Origin of the sequence: Weissella diestrammenae (genome assembly GCF_014397255.1) — a bacterium.
Taxonomy (GTDB): Bacteria; Bacillota; Bacilli; order Lactobacillales; family Lactobacillaceae; genus Weissella; species Weissella diestrammenae.
This window is the reverse complement of record NZ_CP060724.1, coordinates 616,437-638,089: the sequence shown is the minus strand read 5'-3', so window position 1 is coordinate 638,089 and position 21,653 is coordinate 616,437. Positions and strand designations below refer to the sequence as shown.

Here is a 21,653-nt window from a genome sequence, read left to right as displayed (position 1 = left end):
CTAGCGATGACTCTAGTACCAAAACGTTTACCGTTTTTAAAATGGTTGTTACCAACCATGATGGGTAGCGACTACTTTAATTTAATGTCCCAAGCAGGCAATTCAGCATCGCCCCAAGTTTTTTTCAGATATTGTTTAGTGGCCTTAGTTTGGTAGGCTTTGACAATATCTTTGTATGCTTTTTTGTTGGCATTCTTTTTGGCAACCGCAATGACATTGATCCATTGTTCTGAAGCTTTATCGACTGGTTCAACATAAACTGCAGCGCTTAATTTGATTTTGGCATCTTGAGCATAGTTAGTATTAATAACAGCTGCTCCTTCTGATTTCAAGGCTGAAGGTGTTTGGTCAGCAGCCACTTCTTTGATATTAAGGTCTTTTTTATTTTCCTTGATGTCTTTAACCGTTGGTAATTCTGTTTTATTCAATGTGATTAATCCAGCTGATTGTAACAAAGTTAAGGCGCGGCCTTCATTAGTTGGATCGTTTGGTACGGCAATGGTTGCACCGTGCTTGATGTTCTTAACTGATTTAACATCAGTGGCATACAAACGGATTGGTGTAATGAAAGTCTTACCAATGGCTTTAACTGCATTTTTGTTTGACTTGTTCCAATTATTCAAGAAATTGTAGTGTTGGAAAGCATTTAAATCAAGGGAACCATCAGCTAAGGCCTTATTAGGCGTATTGTAATCAGTGAAGACCTTTGTCTTTAAAGTGATACCATATTTCTTCTTGGCCGTTTTGGCAACTTCTTGCCATAATTTAGCATCAGAAGTACCAACAATACCAACAGTTAAGGTCTTCTTACTAGCGGCTGAAGCGGGTGAAATAGTAGGGGCAATCACGCTGGCAACCAAACCAGCGGCAAGGGTAATGACCCCAATTTTAAATGTTTGCTTCATAATCATAAACTCCTTCAAATATAAGATGTGATAAGCCGTAAACTTATTGGCAGAAAAGAAAAAACTCGTCCCTATTTTGATATTGACATACCAAAAATAGAAACGAGTTCTCGTGTTACCATTCTACTTCATTTTAAAAATTGCTTTTTAAAACCTTGACAACGAGCGGGCAGAGAGCGAAATGATGCCTTGCCGATTCGTGTGTCTTGTAACGTAGACCAATCCGTTATCAGCTGATAGACTTGCTACTCACTGATACCAATCACAGATCATTTTCCAGACGTGCTAACGGAATAGCTCCCACCAAACGCTATCTCTCTAGGCCGTTACAACGCATGTACTTTTCTGCTCAACTTGTTTACTTGTTATCCTTGCCACTATATTAAACACAAATAGAATTTGTGTCAACAGATTGGTAATATCTTTTTAAGCAATTTCACGATCACGAACAATGGTTCGCCAAATAATCATGAGAAAACCAACCGGGAAAAACATCGCCCAGCCTTGAATTGTATGACCAATATAATAGGCAATAATGGCACCAAAAATGAAGCTTGCGATGATGGCAGCTGTGTTGCGCGCACGCATTAATTCTTCATGTTGTTTCGTTAAGGCAAAACTAGTGAGCATGGCACCCAGGGTTTTTAAATTCCCAGTATTCATTGTCGAGACATAAGCTGCGCCACGTAGTTTGGTAAATGTATCAGCTTGCATGGCCATAAAAATGGCTAAAATTGAGAGCGGTAACTCTGAAGGTACTTTGAATATTTCTAAGATGGCGACAAAGAAAATGCCACTGGCTTCAACCAAGACGGAAAGTTCTTCCCATTGTAAATCATTAATATATCTGACTCGCTTGATGATTTGATTGAGGGCTGACCCAAATAAATAAAATAGGACTGGCCAAAAGAAGGTTAAAGCATGTGACCAGTCACCACGGGCAAAATTAACACCAAATTGCAACATATTCCCGCTTTGGAACGAAGCAAAGCGGGCGTCGTGAAAGGCAAAGGTATATGAATCAATGAACCCGGCGGTTAGTGCCAATAGCATGCCAACTCGAATTGATTCTTTCATGAGATGGGGTCTCAAACGCGACATAATAACTCCTTTTAAAAATTTAATATGTCTATTATTATACGCCAAATGCGTTTTTGAATAAGAATTGAGCAATTAATCTGATTTTATAGTGGTAAATAAAGCCTCATACAATGAAATGGTAGATAGTAGTCGTTATGGTTGGATTGGTAAATAATAGATGACATTTACCTTTTGATTGAGGTAGGGATGACTATCGACCCTGCATGAAAAATGCATTAAAGGCCGGTCAAAGTGGTAGGAGAATGGGCGTTAATTTGTTTGGAATCGGGAAAGTTTGCAGAGTATGGTAAAATTTGAATAGACAGAATTGCAATTAGATAGTTGGGAGAAGAGCATGACAACACTGTTTCCAGATGATAATTTTGTGTTGCACACCGATGCGTATCAGTTAACGATGATGCAAACCTATTTCCAAAAGGGAATCCATAATCGCCACGCGGTTTTTGAGATGTATTTTCGGTCGTTACCTTTTAAAAATGGGTATGCGATTTTTGCAGGGCTTGAAAGGGTCTTAGATTTTCTAAAAGACTTACATTTTTCCGCTAGTGATATTGCGTATATGCGAGAGAATCCCATGTTCGATGATGATTTTGTGGATTATCTTGAACAATGGCGTTTTAAAGCTACTGTTCGCGCACCGCGAGAAGGCGAAGTGGTATTTAATAATGAACCGATTTTACAAGTTGAGGGGTCAATTTTTGATGCACAACTAATTGAAACCCCATTGTTAAATATGATTAATTATCAAACTTTGATTGCAACTAAGGCATCACGAATGCGCGCGGTTGTTGGTAACCAAGGATTGCTAGAATTTGGTACACGACGGGCACAAGAAATGGATGCCGCACTCTGGGGAACACGCGCAGCATTTATTGGCGGTTTTAACGCCACGTCAAATGTTCGCGCTGGTAAACGGTTTGGGATTCCGATTAGCGGGACACATGCACATGCCTTAGTTCAGATATATCGTAATGACTATGATGCATTTAAAGCGTATGCGGAAACTCATCGTGATGCCGTTTTTTTAGTTGATACGTATGATACGTTACGGTCAGGGGTGCCAAGTGCTATTCGTGTGGCCAAAGAATTTGGCAATCGGATTAATTTCTTGGGTGTCCGAATTGACTCTGGTGATATGGCATATCTATCAAAAGGTGTGCGAAAAATGCTCGATGAGGCCGGTTTCCCTGATGCAAAGATTTACGCTTCTAATGATTTGGATGAAGAAACCATTGCTTCGTTGAAATTGCAAGGTGCAAAAATTGATGTCTGGGGCGTCGGAACGAAATTAATTACCGCATTTGATCAGCCAGCCCTTGGGGCCGTTTATAAGGTTGTTTCAGTTGAAAATGAATTTGGTGAAATGGTTGATACCATTAAAATTTCTGGTAGTGCAGCCAAAATTTCTAATCCTGGTAAAAAACAAGTTTGGCGTATTACGCGTCAATCTGATGGTAAATCACAAGGTGACTACATTGCACTATGGGATGAAAAACCAGATCAAGCGGATAGTCTCTTCATGTTTAATCCGGCTTACCCATATCTCAATAAAACGATTGTTGATTTTAATGCACGCCCAATTTTAGAAGAGATGGTGGTTGATGGTCAGGTCATCTATCAAAGTCCTTCGGTACAAGAAATCCAGGAATATTCAGCAGAAAGATTAGATAATCTTTGGTCAGAATATCGCCGGGGACTTAACCCGCAAGAATATCCAGTGGATCTGTCGCAAAAAGCTTGGGACCATAAAATGAATTTGATTAAAGATGTTCGCCACTATGTTGATGAAGTGGCAAAAGATTTTGAAAATCGTCAGTGAAATTGGGTATTGCATTGACATCGGACACTGGGTGACTCAAAAAAAGTGTTGAAAAAAATTAGAATTTTAATTCCTCAAATAAAGGAGCATGTGCTATGCGTCAATTACAAAAAGAAATTATTGCAACGCTAGGTGTTCAACCGACAATTGAACCACTTGATGAATTTCGGCGTTCAGTTGAATTGTTAAAGGCATATTTATTGCATACCGGATTAAAGGTATATGTTTTAGGGATTTCAGGCGGACAAGATTCGACATTGGCCGGCAAAATGGCACAAACCGCGATTGACGAATTACGAACAGAAACTGGGGATGCGGCATATGAATTTGTGGCAATGCGTTTACCATTTAGTGAACAAGCGGATGAACAAGATGCTTTGGATGCAATTGCTTGGCAAGCAGCTGATCGAACAGTCCGCGTTAATATTCAAGCTGCAACCGAAGGCATTGTTAAACAACTGAATGCAGCAGGTTTGAATGTTTCAGATTATAACAAAGGCAATATTAAAGCACGTCAACGTATGATTGCTCAGTATGGTGTTGCTGGTGCTTTGGGTGGAGTTGTCATTGGTACCGATCATGCGGCTGAAGCTATTACTGGTTTTTATACTAAATATGGCGATGGTGCAGCTGATATTACCCCTTTGTATCGCCTAAATAAACGGCAAGGACGGCAAATTTTGGCCTTCTTAAATGCGCCAAAACATTTGTATGATAAGGTACCAACGGCTGATTTAGAAGAAGACCGGCCCGCATTACCCGATGAAATTGCCCTTGGTGTTAGCTATGATGATTTGGATGATTATTTAGAGGGGAAGGCTATTAATGAACCAGCGGCCATCAAAATTGAACAGTGGTACGTTAAAACAGCCCATAAGCGGCACAATCCAGTTTCAGTCTTTGATTCATGGTGGCAAAAATAGTTGAGATAGGTCATGACAAAAAATCGATTAGAAGGCTTTAGTGATGGTGTGTTTTCAATCATCATCACAATCATGGTGTTGGATTTGAAACAACCTGAAACTGGTTCATGGCAAGCATTATTGCAACCTGAATTATTGCATACCGTTTTAGCCTATGGTTTGAGTTTTATCTTGGTGGGTAGTTTTTGGATTAGTCATCATCAAATTATGGGCAATATTAACCAAGTCGATCGACAATTGCTGTGGCACAACTTACGTGCCATTTTTTCAATCACCTTTGTCCCCTTTGTGACACAGTGGCGGAGTGACTTTAGTCACTCCCAGGCTGCGGGAGTCGTATATGGGCTGGTATACCTTTGGTCTTTGATTAGTCTTTATCAATTATCACATGCGGTTGCGACTCGAACGACGAGCAAACAGGCGACACAAATGCGGGCGTATAATCATACGCGTTGGCACATGATTCTAGTAGCTATTTTAGGGACTGGTGCATCGTTTATTGTACCTTCGGCATCGAGTTGGTCTGTGTTAATTATATGGGTTGTTTGGACTTGGTTAGCAAAACAAAAAGTTAGTCACTAAGTAACGATTGATTAAACAACAACAGTAAATAGGAGAAATGGCATGATTAAAGTTTTTAATACACTCACGCTTGAAAAAGAATTGTTTGAACCAATGCAACCAAATAAAGTGAGCATGTATGTGTGTGGTCCAACAGTTTATAACTATATTCATGTCGGGAATGCCCGTTCAGCAATTGCCTTTGATACGATTCGTCGGTATTTTGAATATCGCGGCTTTGAAGTAACGTACGTTTCAAATTTTACTGATGTCGATGATAAAATGATTCAAGCGGCCGCTGAACAACATATTTCAGTACCTGAATTAGCTGAAAAATATATCAAAGCATACTATGAAGACACCGCGCCTTTGAATATCAAACCAGCAACGATTCAGCCACGGGCAACCGCACATATTCCAGAAATTATTACCTTTGTTCAAGACCTGATTGCAAAGGGTTATGCTTATGAGGCAGAGGGGGATGTTTATTTCCGAGCCAAAAAATTCAAAGGATATGGGATTCTCGCCCACCAGGACTTATCAGAAATGGCGCATAATGCAGCCGGTCGTTTGGATGACGCTGAGATGGCGCGTAAAGAAGATCCAATGGATTTTGCCGTTTGGAAGGGTGCACAAAATGATGGTGCGATTGCATGGAATTCACCTTGGGGGTTAGGTCGACCTGGTTGGCATATTGAGTGTTCAGTCATGTCGACTAAGTACTTGGGAAATCATTTTGATATCCATGGTGGTGGCATTGATTTGGCCTTTCCACATCATACGAATGAGATTGCACAATCAGAAGCACGAACAGGTGAAACCTTTGTCAATAAATGGTTACACAACGGGTTTGTGACGGTCGGGGATGAGCAAGAAAAAATGTCTAAATCACTTGGAAATTTCACGACAGTCCATGACTTATTGACGCAAGTATCTGATCCAATGATCATTCGTTTCTTTATGGCGACCACGCAATATCGTCGACCAATTGCATATTCACAAAAAAACTTAGACTTAGCAGCCCGTAATTTGGCGCGTATTAGAACGGCCTATCGTAATTTGAAGTTCCGTTTAGCGGATAGCGTGGCTGGTTATGATCAACAGGTGGACGAACAAGTTCAAGCGATTATTTCTGCCTTTGAAGTGGCCATGGACGATGATTTTAATGCACAAAATGGGGTTGCTGAAATTTTCAATCTCATTGAAGTAGCAAACATCTACAGCGCGGGTGAGGTTGTTAAAACAGATACCGCAAGTGTCATCTTACAGGGGATTGAGAATCTAATGCAGGTATTTGGTGTTGAGCAGCTAGAGGAAAATGAGCAACCAGATACACAAATTGACGCCTTGATTGCGCAGCGTGAAACAGCAAGGGCTGAAAAAGACTTTGAAACGGCGGATAAAATTCGCGAACAACTGCAAGCAGAGGGTATCGTTTTGGAAGACACACCACAAGGTATTCGTTGGCATCGCGCTTAGGGATAACTGATTTCTTTGCTGGTGTCAATGTAGTGATTGCAAAAATGGATGTTCAATTCAACAAAAGCATTGATTGACTGATATCAGTTGACCAATTGCTTTTTTATTATGTCGTCAAAAACAAGTGAATCAGGGTTAAGTATAAATATTTAGTGAAACGTTTAAACGATGAATAAATAAAAATAAGCGCAAATATCAAGTAGAATGCGAACGATTAATTTATTGACTTATAATAAGTTCGGATATATTATAAATTTAAGCTTTGATGATGCTTGAAATGGGTTAAGCCGCTCTGATAAGTAGTCAATATTTTTAAGGAGACATCACCGATGTTTAAAAGGATTGCTGCTGGGTCAATGATTGCCTTAAGTTTGGCGTCAATACTATCAATCGCACCAACGACACAAGTTGATGCGGCAAAGAAAAAGATTGCGATGAAGGAACTCAATGTACAATTTGTACCATCATCGCAAGCTGATACAATTGCTGCAAAAGTTAAGCCGTTGGAAGGTTTATTAAAAAAGCAATTGGGTGTCCCAGTCCATGTTACGATTTCAACTGATTACAACACCATTGTTGAGGCAATGGGTTCAAAGAAAGTTGACATGGGATTTTTGCCACCTGCAGGTTATGTGCAAGCACATGAACAATATGGGGCGAAGGTAATTTTGCAATCTCAACGACTTGGTTTAAAAGATGATAATACAGGCGCTAACACAGATAAGCTGGTTAATTACTATAAAGCCATGGTTCTGGTTCGTAAAGACGCTAAGATTAATTCAATTAAAGATTTGAAGGGGAAGAAGATTGCTGTTCAAGATACCACATCAGATGCAGGATATATGTTCCCAGCGATTGATTTGAAGAAAAAAGGGGTCAATATTCTGAAAAACAATACCCAGTTAGTAACTGTGAAAGGTCATGATCAGGGCGTTTTGTCAGTGCTAAATCATGATACTGATGCGGCATTCGTTTTTGATGATGCACGTAATATCGTTAAGAAAGATAATCCTGATGTTTTCAAGCAAACAAAGGTATTGATGTACACTGCAAAGATACCAAATGATACGATTTCACTCCGTAAAGGTATTTCAAAAAAGGATGCAAAAACCATCCAAAATGCAATGATTTCAGTTTCAAAGAGTAAGACTGGTAAGCAAGTAATGAATGATGTTTATTCATGGGCCGGCGTAACAAAGTCAAAAGATAGTAATTTTGATATTGTTCGTCAATACCATCAAGCTGTTGAAGATATGAAGTAAACAAACAGCATCTGGGGACCACGACTAAATTTTTTGGTCGTGGTTCTTTTTGAACTAATATGACAATAGAGTAATCTCAAGGAGAAATATATGGTGGAGCAAAATGGGGCAGTATCAATAAAAAATGTTTCAAAAATATACCCCAATGGTACGATTGGCTTAAATCAGGTCGATCTTGATATTAAGGCCGGCGAATTTGTTGTGATTGTTGGGCTGTCTGGCGCTGGAAAAAGTACACTGTTGCGGGCGATTAATCGCTTGCATGATGTCACAAGTGGGACAATTGTTATTGATGGTCAAGACATCACCCAAGCTAAAGGCCGGCAATTACGCAATATTCGACGCAACATTGCCATGATTTTCCAAAATTTTAATTTGGTTAAGCGAGCAACTGTTGGCCGAAATGTGTTAAACGGGCGGGTCGGCTATTATGCGACATGGCAATCGATATTAGGCCTGTTTTCAGCTGCTGATAAACAACAAGCAATCGTTGCTTTGGAACATGTGAATATGCTTGAAAAATATTATATCCGTGCTGACGAACTGTCAGGTGGGCAACAGCAACGTGTTGCGATTGCACGAGCAATGGTTCAATCTCCACACGTTGTCTTGGCTGATGAACCTATCGCTGCCTTAGACCCCAAAAACACCCAAATGGTCATGGATGATTTGAAACGTTTGAATGAGGAACTTGGCCTAACGGTCATTGTAAATCTCCATTCGGTACCCTTGGCTCTACAATATGCTAGTCGGATTGTTGGCTTGCGAGCAGGTCAATTGGTCTATGATAAACCAATCGATGAGGTTAACCAAAATGATTTTGATGCGATTTATGTCGAAGAATCAGCAAAGGAGTCATCGAAATGACAAGTTTACCAAGTCGTACATTTAGCGCACGTTGGCATGTAAAACCCCTATTATTGGTGGTCTTAATTGTGCTCATTATGATTGGTTCTGCGGTTAACACGCAGGTAACGGCAGAATTTTCATGGGATCAGTTTATCAATATTATTCAAAAAATGGTGCGCCCAGATTGGTCATATATTCCGACAATCATTCAACCGATGTTACAAACGTTACAGATGGCCATTGTTGGGACAGTTGTCGGTGCACTATTGGCTTTGCCATTTAGTGTGCTAGCAGCCAGAAATCTAATTAAACAACGCTGGGTTCGTGGTGGTATCCGTTTCTTTTTAAATTTAATTCGTGCATTGCCAGACTTATTATTAGGGGCGCTTTTTGTGGCGGTGGTTGGGATTGGACCGATGGCCGGTGTCGGTGCTTTGTCCGTCTTTTCTTTTGGCATGGTCTCAAAATTGTTTTATGAAGCAATTGAAACCATTGACGAAGGGCCTCTAGATGCGTTGAAAGCAGCTGGAGCTAATGGCGCACAAATTATTTTGTTCGCAGTTATTCCCCAGGTGTTTAATCAATTCTTGAGTTATTTTCTCTACACGTTAGAAATTAACGTCCGTGCATCGACAATATTGGGCTACTTAGGCGCAGGGGGTGTTGGCTTATATCTCAGTCAGACGATGTCAATGTTTCGATATGATCGCACAATCATTGTCATTTTGATGATTTTAGCTGTGGTGATTGTTGTTGACGGTATTTCAAATCGTGCACGGGAGGCATTGGCATAATGCAGGATAAACAAAAAAATATCAGACGACAGATAGGGCAAGGTAGTATTGGGTTAATTGTTATCGGGTTACTCATTTGGGCGTTTAGTGGTATTCCGCTATCAGCAGTCAAATCGACAGCTTGGACAATTACGCAAGCCATTTTTAACGGATTATTTCATCCAGATTGGGCATATGTCTATACGGGAGATGGTGAGGATTTATTTTCCGCTTTAATTCAAACTTTGGCGATTGCCTTTTTAGGCACATTTATTTCGGCGATTTTGTCGGTGCCGTTTGCTTTTTGGGCTGCACGTACATCACACCGATGGTTCACACCACGTTCAACGAGTGGCAAGGTGGCATTGACGGTAATTCGGGTATTTCCAGAAATTGTCTTAGCAATTATGTTTATTAAGGCGGTTGGCCCAGGTGCTTACGCGGGTGTTTTAGCAGTGGGCATACATTCGATTGGTATGCTAGGAAAACTATTTTCTGAAGCAGTGGAGAATATTGATCGTGGTCCGAATGAATCAATCGTTGCGGCTGGTGGTACTGGATTGGATGGACTGACCTTGGCAACGTTACCAGCCGTTCTGCCGGAATTCATGAATTATACGTTATACCGTTTTGAAATTTCAGTTCGTTCAGCATCTATCTTGGGAATTGTTGGCGCTGGTGGAATTGGGGCACCCTTAATTTTCGCGCTACAAACACGGAGTTGGTCCCGCGTAGGCATTATCTTATTAGGTGTGATTATCATGGTGACGGTGATTGATGCTGTGTCAGGATTTATTCGTCACAAATTAGTCTAGCGTAAGCAAGTGAACAAAATCGTTGACAAATAATGAGTAAAGTTCTAATATTTTCCACATAATAAATTCATGCAATGAAAAGATGAGTAAAATTGATTATCTGTTAAGAGAGCACTGCTAGGTGGGAATGTGTCATGATAACAATTCGAAGATGGTCTTGGAGCAGATGATACTGGAGCCGATTTGGTTACAGTATCAAGGTTGCGCTTTATAGCTATTAAGGTGTATTTGATTGCACGAATTTGAGGTGGTACCACGTTATTAACGTCCTCTGTAGTTATTGTTAGCTACAGAGGACTTTTTATTTAGAGGAGAAACAGATGGCAAATCATTTAGTATTACAATCAGATTTTGGACAACAAGATGGTGCTGTATCAACAATGTATGGTGTCGCTTATTCGGTCAGTGACGATTTAGTTGTTTCTGATTTAACGCATGGTATTACACCATTTAATATTTTTGAAGGGTCATTTCGATTAGCACAAACGATAAAATACTGGGCGGCTGGTACGGTATTTGTCTCAGTTGTTGACCCAGGTGTGGGATCTAATCGATTATCAATCGTGGTGAAATTAGTTAGTGGTCATTATGTGGTAACGCCAGATAATGGCACGCTGACCCATTTAGCACAGGCCTATGGCATTGTTGCTGTTAGACAAATTGATGAAAGTGTCAATCGGTTGGCAGGTTCAGAGAAATCGGCTACTTTCCACGGACGTGATATCTACGCATATACCGGGGCGCGCCTAGCGGCTGGCATCATTACATTTGAAGAAGTTGGTCCTTTGTACGATACAGAAAAAATTGTGACCTTACCGCTTAATTTACCGGAATATCATGATGATATATTAACTGGAAACATTGATATTACTGACGTTAATTTTGGTTCATTATGGACGAATATTCATGAGGACTTATGGACAGGTGAGTTTAAGGCGACGTTAGGTGATTGGTTTAACGTCAAAATTTATCATCGGGGTGTGTTACAAGCGCAGGAAAAATTGCAGTATGTCAAAACTTTTGCTGACGTTAATCCAGGAGATGCATTGATTTATATCAATTCAGTCTATACAGTTGGCTTTGCCATTCACACGGGTGATTTTGCAAAGCAAAATCATGTGAGTGCAGGACCTGATTGGTCGGTTGAAATTCAACATTTGTAATTGCGTGGATTGAGTCGATACAAAATAACCTTCAGCAGTGAAAAAGGAGAATAACAATGAAATTATCAACACGTTCAGTAGTGGCAATCGGTATTAGTGCAGCAGTATTCTTTATTTTGTTTAAATTTATTGCGATTCCAACTGGTATTCCAAATACCCAAATCAATGTTGCCGAGGCTTGGTTATCATTAGTTGCAGCAATCTTTGGTCCAATTGTCGCAGGTCTTGTCGCGTTGATTGGGCACAGCTTAAATGATGCGGTTTCTTATGGTGCCATTTGGTGGTCATGGGTGATTGCGGATACGGCTTTTGGTCTTATTTTAGGATTTGGTTTACGGTATCTCAAGTTAGGCGCTGGTCAATTAACGACTTGGAAACTGATTGGTTTTAATTTATGGCAATTATTAGCAAATGTGCTTGCCTGGTCGGTTATTGCCCCCCTTGGCGATATATTGATCTACAGTGAGCCAGCAAATAAAGTGTTCTTGCAGGGATTTGTTGCAACCGGTATCAACTTTATTTCAATTTTAATCATCGGAACTTTGTTATTAGTTGGTTACAGTCGGACAAAAATCCAACAGGGTGCATTGACACGAGATAAATGAGATAAGGGGATGACAAAAATTTGAATGAAGGGGGACTTAGTATGGCGCCGTTGCTAGAATTACGAGATGTGAGCGTTCAATATGATACGCAAGCAACACCAACGTTACAACATATCAATCTCACGATTCATCAAGGTGAAAAAATTTTATTAACTGGTCGGTCAGGATCAGGTAAATCAACACTAGCTCGTTTATTAAATGGGTTAATTCCAAGTGAGTATGCAGGCACTGTCACAGGACGGATTAATTTATCAGGGCAAGATGTGACGCAACAATCGGTATTTAAACGGTCTTTAGTAATTGGTACCGTATTACAAGATTCGAATGCACAATTTGTCGGCTTAACAACTGGTGAAGATATTGCTTTTGCGCTAGAAAATGATGCATTGGTTCATTCGCAACTGATGGCTAAGGTTGCCGATTGGGCCGCGGAACTTCATGTGACTGATTTGATTGATTTGGCGCCACAAGTGTTATCTGGCGGCGAAAAGCAACGTGTTGCAATGGCTGGTGTTTTGATTGACGATGAACCTATTTTATTGTTGGACGAACCGCTGGCTAGTCTAGATCCGGCTTCAGGTCAGCGAATGATGAAGTTATTGTCGCGCCTCCAAGCTGAGGATGATTTGACAATTATCATTGGTGAGCATCGAATTGAAGACATATTGACGGGTGGTGTGGATCGAATTGTCATTTTAGATGATGGTCAGGTGGTGAGTGACGCAACAGTACCGCAAACATTAACTAGTGGTCAACTGGCACGATTTGGATTGGCAACGCCGACATATATTCAATTATTGCAAGCTGCGGGGCTCGATTTAAAGCAGGTTAAAAATATTGAGCAACCAGATGAGTTAACTGCACCTGATTTAGAGCAGCGCTTGAAACAATTTGTAGCTTCAATTGAATCAACGCCAGAATTATCGAGTGGTATGCTAAATGACGAGATTGGGTTACGTATTGCACGGCTGAATTTTGGCTATCCAACAGGCCAACATATTTTTACTGACTTTAATTTGAATTTTAAGGCTGATGAGATGATAGCCATTGTTGGTAAAAATGGTTCGGGTAAATCAACATTGATGCAGTTAATTGCAGGTTTTTTAAACCCATTATCGGGAGAGATTCGATTTAAGCAAACAGATTTATTGGCGTTGTCTATTAAAGAAAGAGCACAATATATTGGATATGTTGCACAAAATCCAAATCAAATGTTTACGCAAGCTAATGTCTTTGACGAAGTTGCGATTGGATTACGATTACGTGGTATTGCTGAATCAGAAATTAAGACACAAGTCGATCGATTATTGAAAATTGCCGATTTATATGAGTTTCGTCATTGGCCAGTCTCAGTCTTGTCTTACGGTCAGAAAAAGAGATTATCAATTATTGCAGTGTTAATTTTACAACCTAAGGTATTGATTTTAGATGAGCCAACAGCTGGACAAGACGCAACACATGCCAAGTCGCTGATACAATTAGTGACTGAATTACATCATGAAGAGCGATTAACGGTCATTTTGATTACGCATGATATGAATTTATTGCAGACTGTTGCGCAACGGACAATCGCAATGGTTGATGGTCAGGTCGTTGCTGATATGGAACCGTCAGAATTATTACAAAATAAAAGTATTTTGCATGTCGCTGATTTAAGACAAACGGGCCTGATGACTTTGATAAACAGGTTTGACAGCACGTGGTCGACTGCACAAATAGTACGGATGTTAAACGAATGAGGAAAGGAGGGTAACATCATGACAACGCAGTTATTAGGTTATCAGGCAGGTGATTCATGGGTACATCGACTCACTGGTAGCACGAAATTAGTTGGCTTTTTGGCATTGACGATTGCTGCGATGTTAAGCTTTGATGTGCGGTATTTATTTGGGCTGGCAGTTCTGACAATAATCGTTTTGGTGTCAACCCACGTTAAATGGCAGCAAATTGCGGTATTTGTATATGCGGTGCTCCTTTTTGCTGGTTTGAATTTATTGTTGATTTATGTATTTGCCCCGCAGTATGGGGTTAGTTTATTTGGAAGTCAGCACGTGATATTGGGTTCTGGTGATTATGCTTTAACGCAAGAACAACTACTATATGAAAGTATTGTTGCATTAAAATATATGGTGTCATTACCGATGGCTTTATTATTCTTGCTCACGACCAATCCCAGTGAATTTGCGGCAGGTTTGAATAAAATTGGGATTTCATATCGGGTGGCCTACGCTTTTGCTTTAACTTTACGTTATATTCCAGATGTCCAAAACGAGTATCAAATGATTTCGTATGCCCAGCAAGCTCGCGGATTTGATGTTGGAAAATCAGCGCCAATTAAGCAACGCATAACGAATGCGGTTCGAGTTGTGATGCCATTAGTGTTGAGCTCATTTGCAAGAATTGATGAGATTAGTCGCGCGATGGCGTTAAGACGATTCGGTTTGAAGAAGCGGCGTACATGGTACTATGATCAGCAATTTAAACGATTGGACTGGGCTGTGCTGATTGGGATAATTGGGATAGTTAGCGTGGCGCTGATATTAGTGATTTATACGGGTAGCCGTTATTATAATCCACTACAATGATTGATGAGCGTAGGTCCCGTCTAGTAGTGATTGCAAAAATGAAAATTCTTAGATTTGACGTTGATTAAGCATTGTTTGTCCCGAATTGAATCACTGACGTGTCAATTGATGAGGTGGGACATTTGAACCGCCTCATTTTTGATGTTTAAGGCCTTTTTTTCTAAGATAAATCGTGCATCGCATCGTGGAATACGCTAGAATAAGGATATGAATGAAAAAATAAATTATCAACAATTAAATGGACTCGATTTAGCATATTTAGGAGATGCTGTTTATGAAACATTTGTTCGGCAGCATTTATTGGCAAAAGGCATTACTAAGCCTGGCCAATTACAGCGTCGAGCTAAGAACTACGTTTCAGCGAAAGCACATGCTGCTTTGTTTGAACTGATGACTGCAGAAGACATTTTAAATGAAACTGAACTTAATTATTTTAAACGAGGTCGAAACGCTAATTCGCATACAAAAGCCAAACATACTGATGTGGTGACGTATCGTATATCGACTGGCTTTGAAGCTTTAATGGGTTATTGGCATGCGAGTGGTCAGTTTGATCGGTTATCGACGGTGATTGAGTGGGTTTTTGAACAAGTAGAAAGTGGGCGAACAAGGGATAATGGGACAACAAAGAAATGATAAGCAACGTGGCTCACGACAAAATCGGGTAACTGATGAGCGCCGTCGAAAGCCGACGCGACAAACTAAGTCAAATGTTGAAATTGCTGAGGACCAGACACCAGCTGAATTTATCTATGGTCACCACGCGTCAGTTGAAGCGCTTAAGGGCACCACTGAAATTAATAAGGTTTGGTTGCAAACCGGTGTGGGCGAACAAATGCGTCAAGAAATCATCGCATTGGCAAAAAAAAGAGGCTTAGTCATTCAGGACGTACCAAAGTCAAAATTAGACGAATTAGTAACGAATCAAAACCATCAAGGGGTTGTTTTGTCAATTTCAGCTTATGATTATGCGACTTTGGACGATTTGTTTGAAAAAGCTGCTGCGCAAGATGAAGCACCATTTTTCTTGATTTTAGATTCAATTGAGGACCCACATAATTTAGGTTCAATTCTGCGAACCGCTGATGCAGCGGGTGTACATGGAATAATTATTCCGAAACGCCGAGCAGTCCAATTGACAGCGACAGTTGCTAAAACGTCAACTGGCGCTATTGAACACGTACCGGTTGTGCGTGTGACAAATCTTGTTCAAACGGTGGAAACACTAAAGGCTCGCGGATTGTGGATTTTTGGAACTGATATGACAGGTAAAGATTATCGCCAGTGGGATGCACAAGGACCAACAGCACTTATCATTGGCAATGAAGGTAAGGGCATTGCGCCATTATTAAAAAAATCGGTCGACGAGATGTTGACGATTCCAATGGTTGGGCATGTGCAGTCACTCAACGCATCAGTGGCAGCGAGTTTATTGATTTACAGTGCCTTTAATTCGCGCCATCCTTTATAAACCTATATGTGAGTGGTGCATTGCGTTGCAACGCAAGCGCCATTTTTATTTGCATTGATTCCCCATGTACTGCCTTTTTTGCCATAATGTCTGGACGGAGGGATTGGTATGCGACAAAAGGGGATTACAGCAGAACAATTGGCACGTGCTAAAGCGAATGATGAAACAGTATTCATGGCGTTATATACACTGTATCGGCCATTGATATGGGGTGCTTATCGCCGGCATCCACGCGATTTGACGCCTGATGATTGGCGGCAAGAAATGGGGATTGTTTTTATCAAAGCCATACAAAATGTCGCTTTAGCTGACGTCGGGGCGTTTACTAATTACCTAAAAACGGCGGCCTGGCGAACGATGAATCGAATACGACAAAGACGGTATCAGCAAGATATTTCCCTAAACGTTTTTGGAGAAGACACGTGGGATGGTTTGATGGCACCAGAATTAATTCAATCGCGTCAGACAATTGAACGATTAATGGCATGTCAAACAATGTGTCAGCAATTAAATCCAAAACAAAAGCAAATTTTTCGGTTAGCTTTATTAGGTTATTCAGGAAAAGAAATTGCCCAGCAGTTAATGATGACGCCATCAAATGTGCGTACCAGTTTAATGCGAATTCGGGCACAATTGCAGTAAAATAGGCGATATGGATAAATTTGTGCTATAATTAGACGACAATAAAAGAGCGGAGACACAAAATGGCGGTTAAAAAAGTAGCGTTAGCGTGCAGTGTATGCGGCTCAAGAAATTATATGGTTGCTAAAAAGCCGGAACGAATGACGCGACTTGAAGTCAAAAAATTCTGCCCATTTTGTGGTCACCATACGATACACCGCGAGACGATGTAGCACGTTGAAAACGATAATTAAATTAAAAGTGAACTAAAAGGATTGGAGATCGGTTGAAATGAAGTTTTTTGGAGAAGTCGCTGCAGAAATGCGTAAGACAACATGGCCAACGTTTAATGAAAATGCACGGAATACCCTTATTGTATTGGGAACCTCATTGTTCTTCGCATTGTTCTTTGGTGGTGCTGATTGGCTATTTGAACAAGGAATTACTTTCTTGTCTAAGTAAGCAAAACGTACTATAATAACGGTATTGAAATAATTAATAAAGGCCCTCTTCGACAGAGGGTTTTTAATTTACACTAAATCAATTTGGAGGCAATTATGGTTGAATCACTTGAAGCAGAATGGTATGTGCTACAAACATATTCTGGGTATGAAAATAAGGTTAAAACTAGTCTTGAATCACGTATTGAAACAATGAACATGGTGGACTTTATTTATCGGGTGATTGTACCTGAGCAAGAGGTCATCGACCGTGATAAAGATGGTGCGCCTATTCGCGATAAAGAGGGCGAAATCAAGACGCACATGGAAAATGAATATCCCGGTTATGTGCTAGTTAAAATGGTTATGACTGATGAAGCATGGTATGTTGTCCGTAACACGCCAAACGTCACTGGGTTCTTAGGTTCACGTGGTGGTGGTGCAAAGCCGGTGTCATTGACACCTGATGAGGTCGATACATTCTTACACCGCTATGATCAAGATGGTAATCCAATCGTGGACGAACCAGAGGTTAAGCGTGCTGACTTGAAGTTAGATGCGAATATTGGTGATACGGTTAAGATTATTTCTGGTTCAATGGCAGGTCAAGAAGGACCAATTACAGCTATTGATAATGACAAGGCGGAAGTCACAGTCTTAATTACTTTCTTTGGACGTGAGACACCAACGCAAGCCTCATTTGCTGACGTTGAAACCATTACCTACTAAAAATTAAATTTTTCGCAGGTTTAATGGTCGGGCATGTTGCCACAATCAAATGTACTAGATGAATAAAAGCATATCGCAGATTTTTTCGCGGTATGCTTTTTTGTTGCGCCATTGTCCTGGCAATTAGTCTTGGTGGTTAGTGTCATGTGACAATTTAGGACGTCTGTAAATAAAACATTTACAAATCATTGGTTGAGCCATTACATGGGGTATTTATAATGAACTTATTGACGTATTAAGCTTAGTGATCAAATAGGAGAGCATATGACCAAAAAGCGTGGATTGACTTTGTTATTATTTGGCATGTCGTTGTGGTTATTAACTGGTAATCAGGTCATTAAGGCAGATGACACGACACCAGCACAAGTCCGACAAACTAGTTTTCGCCTGGTAACCCCAGATTCTCCGCTACCAAAGTATGAATTAAAATTGCATGTTGATAATGGCGCGTTTGCTACTGATTTAGCAGATTACCCAATGGACGAACTTGAATTTTCAAAGAATTTTAAGCAAACAAATGATGTTAACGTACAGTTAGAGAACGCTGGGACTGACGCGACAATTACTTTTCTGGTGACGCCAGACCAATCAACGGAGCGGCTTGATAAGGGTACTATCAAAATTAAGGGCGAAGTCATTCGGACGTACAAAGCCCGGGCCGTTGCAAAACAGGTGACAAATAAAGCTGTTTTTGGCACAGGTCAAACAACAGCTCAAACGTTCGGCATTACCCCACCAATGAAGCAGATAGGTAACGCCGTTAGAGGTGAGAGTCAATTTGATAATACGATACATAAAAACGTTGCTTTTGATGAAATTGATACGTATCAGCCAGCGATATATTATCAACCGGGTGAAAATGATGGGACAGGTGTTACAGGGAAAATCACATTTGATAAAAATGGTAAGCCGATGCTAAAAGATTGCGCTAATACAGCTTTCTTAGCCATTGCAGATGGTTTAAAAGAAGCGTGGAAGCAGCGAGATAAGTCAGCTGGTGGCACCGTCGGTTTGGCAAAATTAATGTGTTTAGGTGGGCCGTTTGGCGATGCGTTAGACATGTTATTGACGATTATTTCTGGGCCTCAAAAAGATGTGTATATGGAAAAATTAAATGATATTTCAAAGCAAATTGACGGGCTAAAGGAGCAAATGAATAGTGTGTTTAACGCGATTCGAGACGCAACGGAGAAAGCGGCTTATAAGGACGAAATTAATCAGTTTTTGTCGGTCAAAGAATTGAATTTAAATATTTCGAGTGTGAAAATTCCAATTAAAAATATGTATGACACCATCAATAGTAGTGGTATTCTGACCAAGTCAGCGGCTGACTTGTCGCCCAGAGATTTAGAGGAATTACGCAAGGTAGCGCATAGTGTTTTTGCCAATGCGACCGTGGATCTTTTAGGTAACGAAAGTGGTAGTAATTACTATGTCCTTGATCAATTTGAAAAATTTAGTAAGGTCGCAAGCGGTGAAGTATCGGTTGATAACAATAATATTTTTAAAACCTTCGCTGCGTATGAAAGCTTAAAGTACAATTACAATACACAATATTTTGCTGAGCGACGTCAGTTTGATGAAAGCCTTAAAGCGATGTATTTGTACTATTATTTCCCAGTGACTTTCTCGATTGCATTTGATGCATATGATGAAGGAGAGCAAATCATTAGTGCCAATCAAGCCATTCAAAAATGTCGTGATTTACTGAATGGGCAAAATCATTCAAAATTATCGCAGCGTGACAAAGAGAATTTGGCGACGGCGATTGCTTATCTTGAATCGAAAGTTAAAACATTAGAACGGAATGTTAATAATGATAAGGTCATGCTTGGTGATTATGGAACAAATACACCCACAAACCCAACTAGCAATTCAGTCGGGCCAGGGAATTTATTTGATTTAATGAAAAGTAAGAAATTAATGGCGAAATTATATGGGACTGAGATTGATGACCCATCAATTACTTCTGAATTGGTACCAGGACATGGGCATTTATCAGCCGAAGAAACAAATGCCAAACAAGGCCTAGTTTTTGCCAACCGTATTCATAAATATATTGGTAAAAATCCGGTGACGTATTTAGGACAGCACATTGCCATCGCGTCAATTGTGAATAATACGAATTCATATAAAAAAGTGGACGGTAGTTATTGTACGGCTAATTGTAGTGCCGATTGTTATCGAGATGTTCATTCCCCATTGAATTTATCAAATGAAGATATTAAAAATCTGGCATTGAATGCAAAGCCGAGCAAGACGATTTATAGTGAATTATCAGCGGCTGGTGTGAACGTGAATGGATTTGTTTGGACAAATAAAGCCCAAGATGAAAGTGTGGGTAGTGGTTTCATGCGTGCACCAGACTTTAAAGCATCCATTTGGCGGATTAATCAAACTAATAATAGTGAAGAAAAGGTGCAAATTTATCGCCAGAACTTCCACTATTTGAATAGCAAGATTACTGATGAAACAAATGATTTTTCAAAATGTGTCATCTTGCAGACTGGGGATGTGTCAAAAAGTGGATATGTGAATCATACGCCAGCCTATCCGTATTAACGCTTGATGTTACGTTATAAGTGGCATTTATCATGCTTTTTGATGCTATCGCATAGATTCACTGTTATTCAGGTTAGACCGGTAGATTTGAATCACCGTGGGGTAAATGAAGGTTAGTTAGCGTTGACCTGAGATGAATGCCTATCAACCGTTGTAACGGCATTAATTAAACGCTTGCAGAAATTTGATTGTTGATTGCCTAGGAATGGTTATTTGACTGCAATTAAATCTGGAATTGTTTTTTAAACCGTATGAGACATTTGGCTTTGACATACCTGATGAGGTGTTAATCGTAGTAATTGATGAGCTAATCATTTAAAAAAGAAGAACCCACATCTTGGCGTTAAAAATATTGATGACTTGTATTTTACCAGTGATTTTGGTATTATATTCGAGTATGCGTGGCGACACGGATATGTGGGAGGCGGAAATCGAAACTCGCCATTTTATACCACAAGCACGAAGGAGGATACAATCGTGGCTAAGAAAGTTTCAAGTATTGTTAAGTTGCAGATTCCAGCCGGTAAGGCTACACCTGCACCTCCAGTTGGTCCTGCGTTGGGACAAGCTGGTGTTAATATCATGGGGTTCGCCAAGGAGTTTAATGCTCGTACAGCGGATCAAGGGGGTCTTTTGATTCCTGTCGTGATTACTGTGTATGAAGATCGTTCATTTGACTTCATTACAAAGACACCACCTGCTGCCGTTCTTTTGAAGAAGGCTGCTGGTGTTGCCAAGGGTTCAGGAGAACCTAACACGAAAAAGGTAGCAACGGTTACTGCGGCGCAAGTTAAAGAAATCGCTGAGACTAAGATGCAAGATCTAAACGCAGCTGACGTAGAAGCAGCTGTTCGCATGATCGAAGGTACTGCACGTTCAATGGGCTTCGTTGTTGAAGGATAATGTTTCGTCGTTAGACAAAACATGATAATTGAACCGTTTAAGTACGGATCGCATAGGAAACTAAGCATGATCAAGCGGGAGGTCATT

22 protein-coding genes and 2 other annotated features are annotated in these 21,653 nt (G+C 40.3%); of the genes, 20 read left to right on the top strand and 2 right to left on the bottom strand.

Annotated features, from left to right (window positions below):
* Window positions 1-71: 71 nt before the first annotated feature.
* Window positions 72-905, bottom strand: a complete 834-nt coding sequence (locus tag H9L19_RS03225; protein ID WP_187529712.1) for a MetQ/NlpA family ABC transporter substrate-binding protein — start codon at window positions 903-905, stop codon at window positions 72-74.
* Window positions 906-1,000: 95 nt separating this feature from the next.
* Window positions 1,001-1,267, bottom strand: a binding site (T-box leader).
* 64 nt (window positions 1,268-1,331) lie between these two features.
* Window positions 1,332-1,982, bottom strand: coding sequence for a YoaK family protein (locus H9L19_RS03220; protein WP_187529711.1), 651 nt, complete (start codon window positions 1,980-1,982; stop codon window positions 1,332-1,334).
* A gap of 358 nt (window positions 1,983-2,340) precedes the next feature.
* Here H9L19_RS03220 and H9L19_RS03215 point away from each other — a divergent pair, with 358 nt between their 5' ends.
* The 20 genes from H9L19_RS03215 (at window position 2,341) to rplK (ending at window position 21,566) form a co-directional block, all read left to right on the top strand.
* Window positions 2,341-3,825: a nicotinate phosphoribosyltransferase gene (locus tag H9L19_RS03215; RefSeq protein ID WP_187529710.1), complete on the top strand. Its 1,485-nt coding sequence runs from the start codon at window positions 2,341-2,343 to the stop codon at window positions 3,823-3,825.
* A 95-nt stretch (window positions 3,826-3,920) separates the two neighbouring features.
* Window positions 3,921-4,748, top strand: a complete 828-nt coding sequence (gene nadE, locus H9L19_RS03210; protein ID WP_187529709.1) for an ammonia-dependent NAD(+) synthetase — start codon at window positions 3,921-3,923, stop codon at window positions 4,746-4,748.
* A gap of 12 nt (window positions 4,749-4,760) precedes the next feature.
* Window positions 4,761-5,330 carry a TMEM175 family protein gene (locus H9L19_RS03205; RefSeq protein WP_187529708.1) on the top strand — a complete coding sequence of 190 codons (570 nt, stop codon included), beginning with the start codon at window positions 4,761-4,763 and terminating at the stop codon, window positions 5,328-5,330.
* A gap of 42 nt (window positions 5,331-5,372) precedes the next feature.
* Window positions 5,373-6,788, top strand: a complete 1,416-nt coding sequence (cysS, locus tag H9L19_RS03200; protein ID WP_187529707.1) for a cysteine--tRNA ligase — start codon at window positions 5,373-5,375, stop codon at window positions 6,786-6,788.
* A 329-nt stretch (window positions 6,789-7,117) separates the two neighbouring features.
* The gene (locus H9L19_RS03195; protein ID WP_187529706.1) at window positions 7,118-8,050 is read left to right on the top strand and encodes a phosphate/phosphite/phosphonate ABC transporter substrate-binding protein; all 933 of its coding nucleotides are present in this window, start codon (window positions 7,118-7,120) and stop codon (window positions 8,048-8,050) included.
* 90 nt (window positions 8,051-8,140) lie between these two features.
* The gene (gene phnC / locus H9L19_RS03190) at window positions 8,141-8,917 is read left to right on the top strand and encodes a phosphonate ABC transporter ATP-binding protein (RefSeq protein WP_187529705.1); all 777 of its coding nucleotides are present in this window, start codon (window positions 8,141-8,143) and stop codon (window positions 8,915-8,917) included.
* A complete protein-coding gene (gene phnE / locus H9L19_RS03185; RefSeq protein WP_420832606.1) occupies window positions 8,908-9,693 on the top strand; it encodes a phosphonate ABC transporter, permease protein PhnE in 786 nt (261 codons plus the stop codon). Before phnC ends, phnE (H9L19_RS03185) begins: the two co-directional genes overlap by 10 nt.
* The gene (gene phnE / locus H9L19_RS03180) at window positions 9,693-10,487 is read left to right on the top strand and encodes a phosphonate ABC transporter, permease protein PhnE (protein ID WP_187529703.1); all 795 of its coding nucleotides are present in this window, start codon (window positions 9,693-9,695) and stop codon (window positions 10,485-10,487) included. Before phnE (H9L19_RS03185) ends, phnE (H9L19_RS03180) begins: the two co-directional genes overlap by 1 nt.
* Window positions 10,488-10,552: 65 nt before the next feature.
* Window positions 10,553-10,762 (top strand) — a binding site (T-box leader).
* 45 nt (window positions 10,763-10,807) lie between these two features.
* Window positions 10,808-11,650 (top strand): SAM hydrolase/SAM-dependent halogenase family protein, encoded by an 843-nt coding sequence (locus H9L19_RS03175; protein ID WP_187529702.1) that lies wholly within the window; start codon window positions 10,808-10,810, stop codon window positions 11,648-11,650.
* Window positions 11,651-11,706: 56 nt separating this feature from the next.
* Window positions 11,707-12,255: an ECF-type riboflavin transporter substrate-binding protein gene (locus tag H9L19_RS03170; protein WP_187529701.1), complete on the top strand. Its 549-nt coding sequence runs from the start codon at window positions 11,707-11,709 to the stop codon at window positions 12,253-12,255.
* 41 nt (window positions 12,256-12,296) lie between these two features.
* Window positions 12,297-13,994, top strand: coding sequence for an ABC transporter ATP-binding protein (locus H9L19_RS03165; RefSeq protein ID WP_187529700.1), 1,698 nt, complete (start codon window positions 12,297-12,299; stop codon window positions 13,992-13,994).
* A gap of 18 nt (window positions 13,995-14,012) precedes the next feature.
* Window positions 14,013-14,840 carry an energy-coupling factor transporter transmembrane component T family protein gene (locus H9L19_RS03160; protein WP_187529699.1) on the top strand — a complete coding sequence of 276 codons (828 nt, stop codon included), beginning with the start codon at window positions 14,013-14,015 and terminating at the stop codon, window positions 14,838-14,840.
* Window positions 14,841-15,047: 207 nt separating this feature from the next.
* On the top strand, window positions 15,048-15,476 hold the full coding sequence (locus H9L19_RS03155) for a Mini-ribonuclease 3 (RefSeq protein WP_187529698.1): 429 nt from the start codon (window positions 15,048-15,050) through the stop codon (window positions 15,474-15,476).
* The gene (gene rlmB, locus H9L19_RS03150) at window positions 15,457-16,311 is read left to right on the top strand and encodes a 23S rRNA (guanosine(2251)-2'-O)-methyltransferase RlmB (RefSeq protein WP_187529697.1); all 855 of its coding nucleotides are present in this window, start codon (window positions 15,457-15,459) and stop codon (window positions 16,309-16,311) included. Before H9L19_RS03155 ends, rlmB begins: the two co-directional genes overlap by 20 nt.
* Window positions 16,312-16,419: 108 nt before the next feature.
* On the top strand, window positions 16,420-16,953 hold the full coding sequence (locus H9L19_RS03145) for an RNA polymerase sigma factor (RefSeq protein ID WP_187529696.1): 534 nt from the start codon (window positions 16,420-16,422) through the stop codon (window positions 16,951-16,953).
* Between the two features lie 62 nt (window positions 16,954-17,015).
* Window positions 17,016-17,165, top strand: coding sequence for a 50S ribosomal protein L33 (rpmG, locus tag H9L19_RS03140; protein WP_187529695.1), 150 nt, complete (start codon window positions 17,016-17,018; stop codon window positions 17,163-17,165).
* A gap of 58 nt (window positions 17,166-17,223) precedes the next feature.
* Entirely contained in the window at window positions 17,224-17,394 is a 171-nt protein-coding gene (gene secE, locus H9L19_RS03135) for a preprotein translocase subunit SecE (protein WP_187529694.1), read from the top strand.
* A gap of 92 nt (window positions 17,395-17,486) precedes the next feature.
* On the top strand, window positions 17,487-18,101 hold the full coding sequence (gene nusG / locus H9L19_RS03130; RefSeq protein WP_476756213.1) for a transcription termination/antitermination protein NusG: 615 nt from the start codon (window positions 17,487-17,489) through the stop codon (window positions 18,099-18,101).
* A gap of 264 nt (window positions 18,102-18,365) precedes the next feature.
* Window positions 18,366-20,663, top strand: coding sequence for a hypothetical protein (locus H9L19_RS03125; RefSeq protein WP_187529692.1), 2,298 nt, complete (start codon window positions 18,366-18,368; stop codon window positions 20,661-20,663).
* Window positions 20,664-21,140: 477 nt separating this feature from the next.
* Window positions 21,141-21,566, top strand: coding sequence for a 50S ribosomal protein L11 (rplK, locus tag H9L19_RS03120; protein ID WP_187529691.1), 426 nt, complete (start codon window positions 21,141-21,143; stop codon window positions 21,564-21,566).
* Window positions 21,567-21,653: the final 87 nt, after the last annotated feature.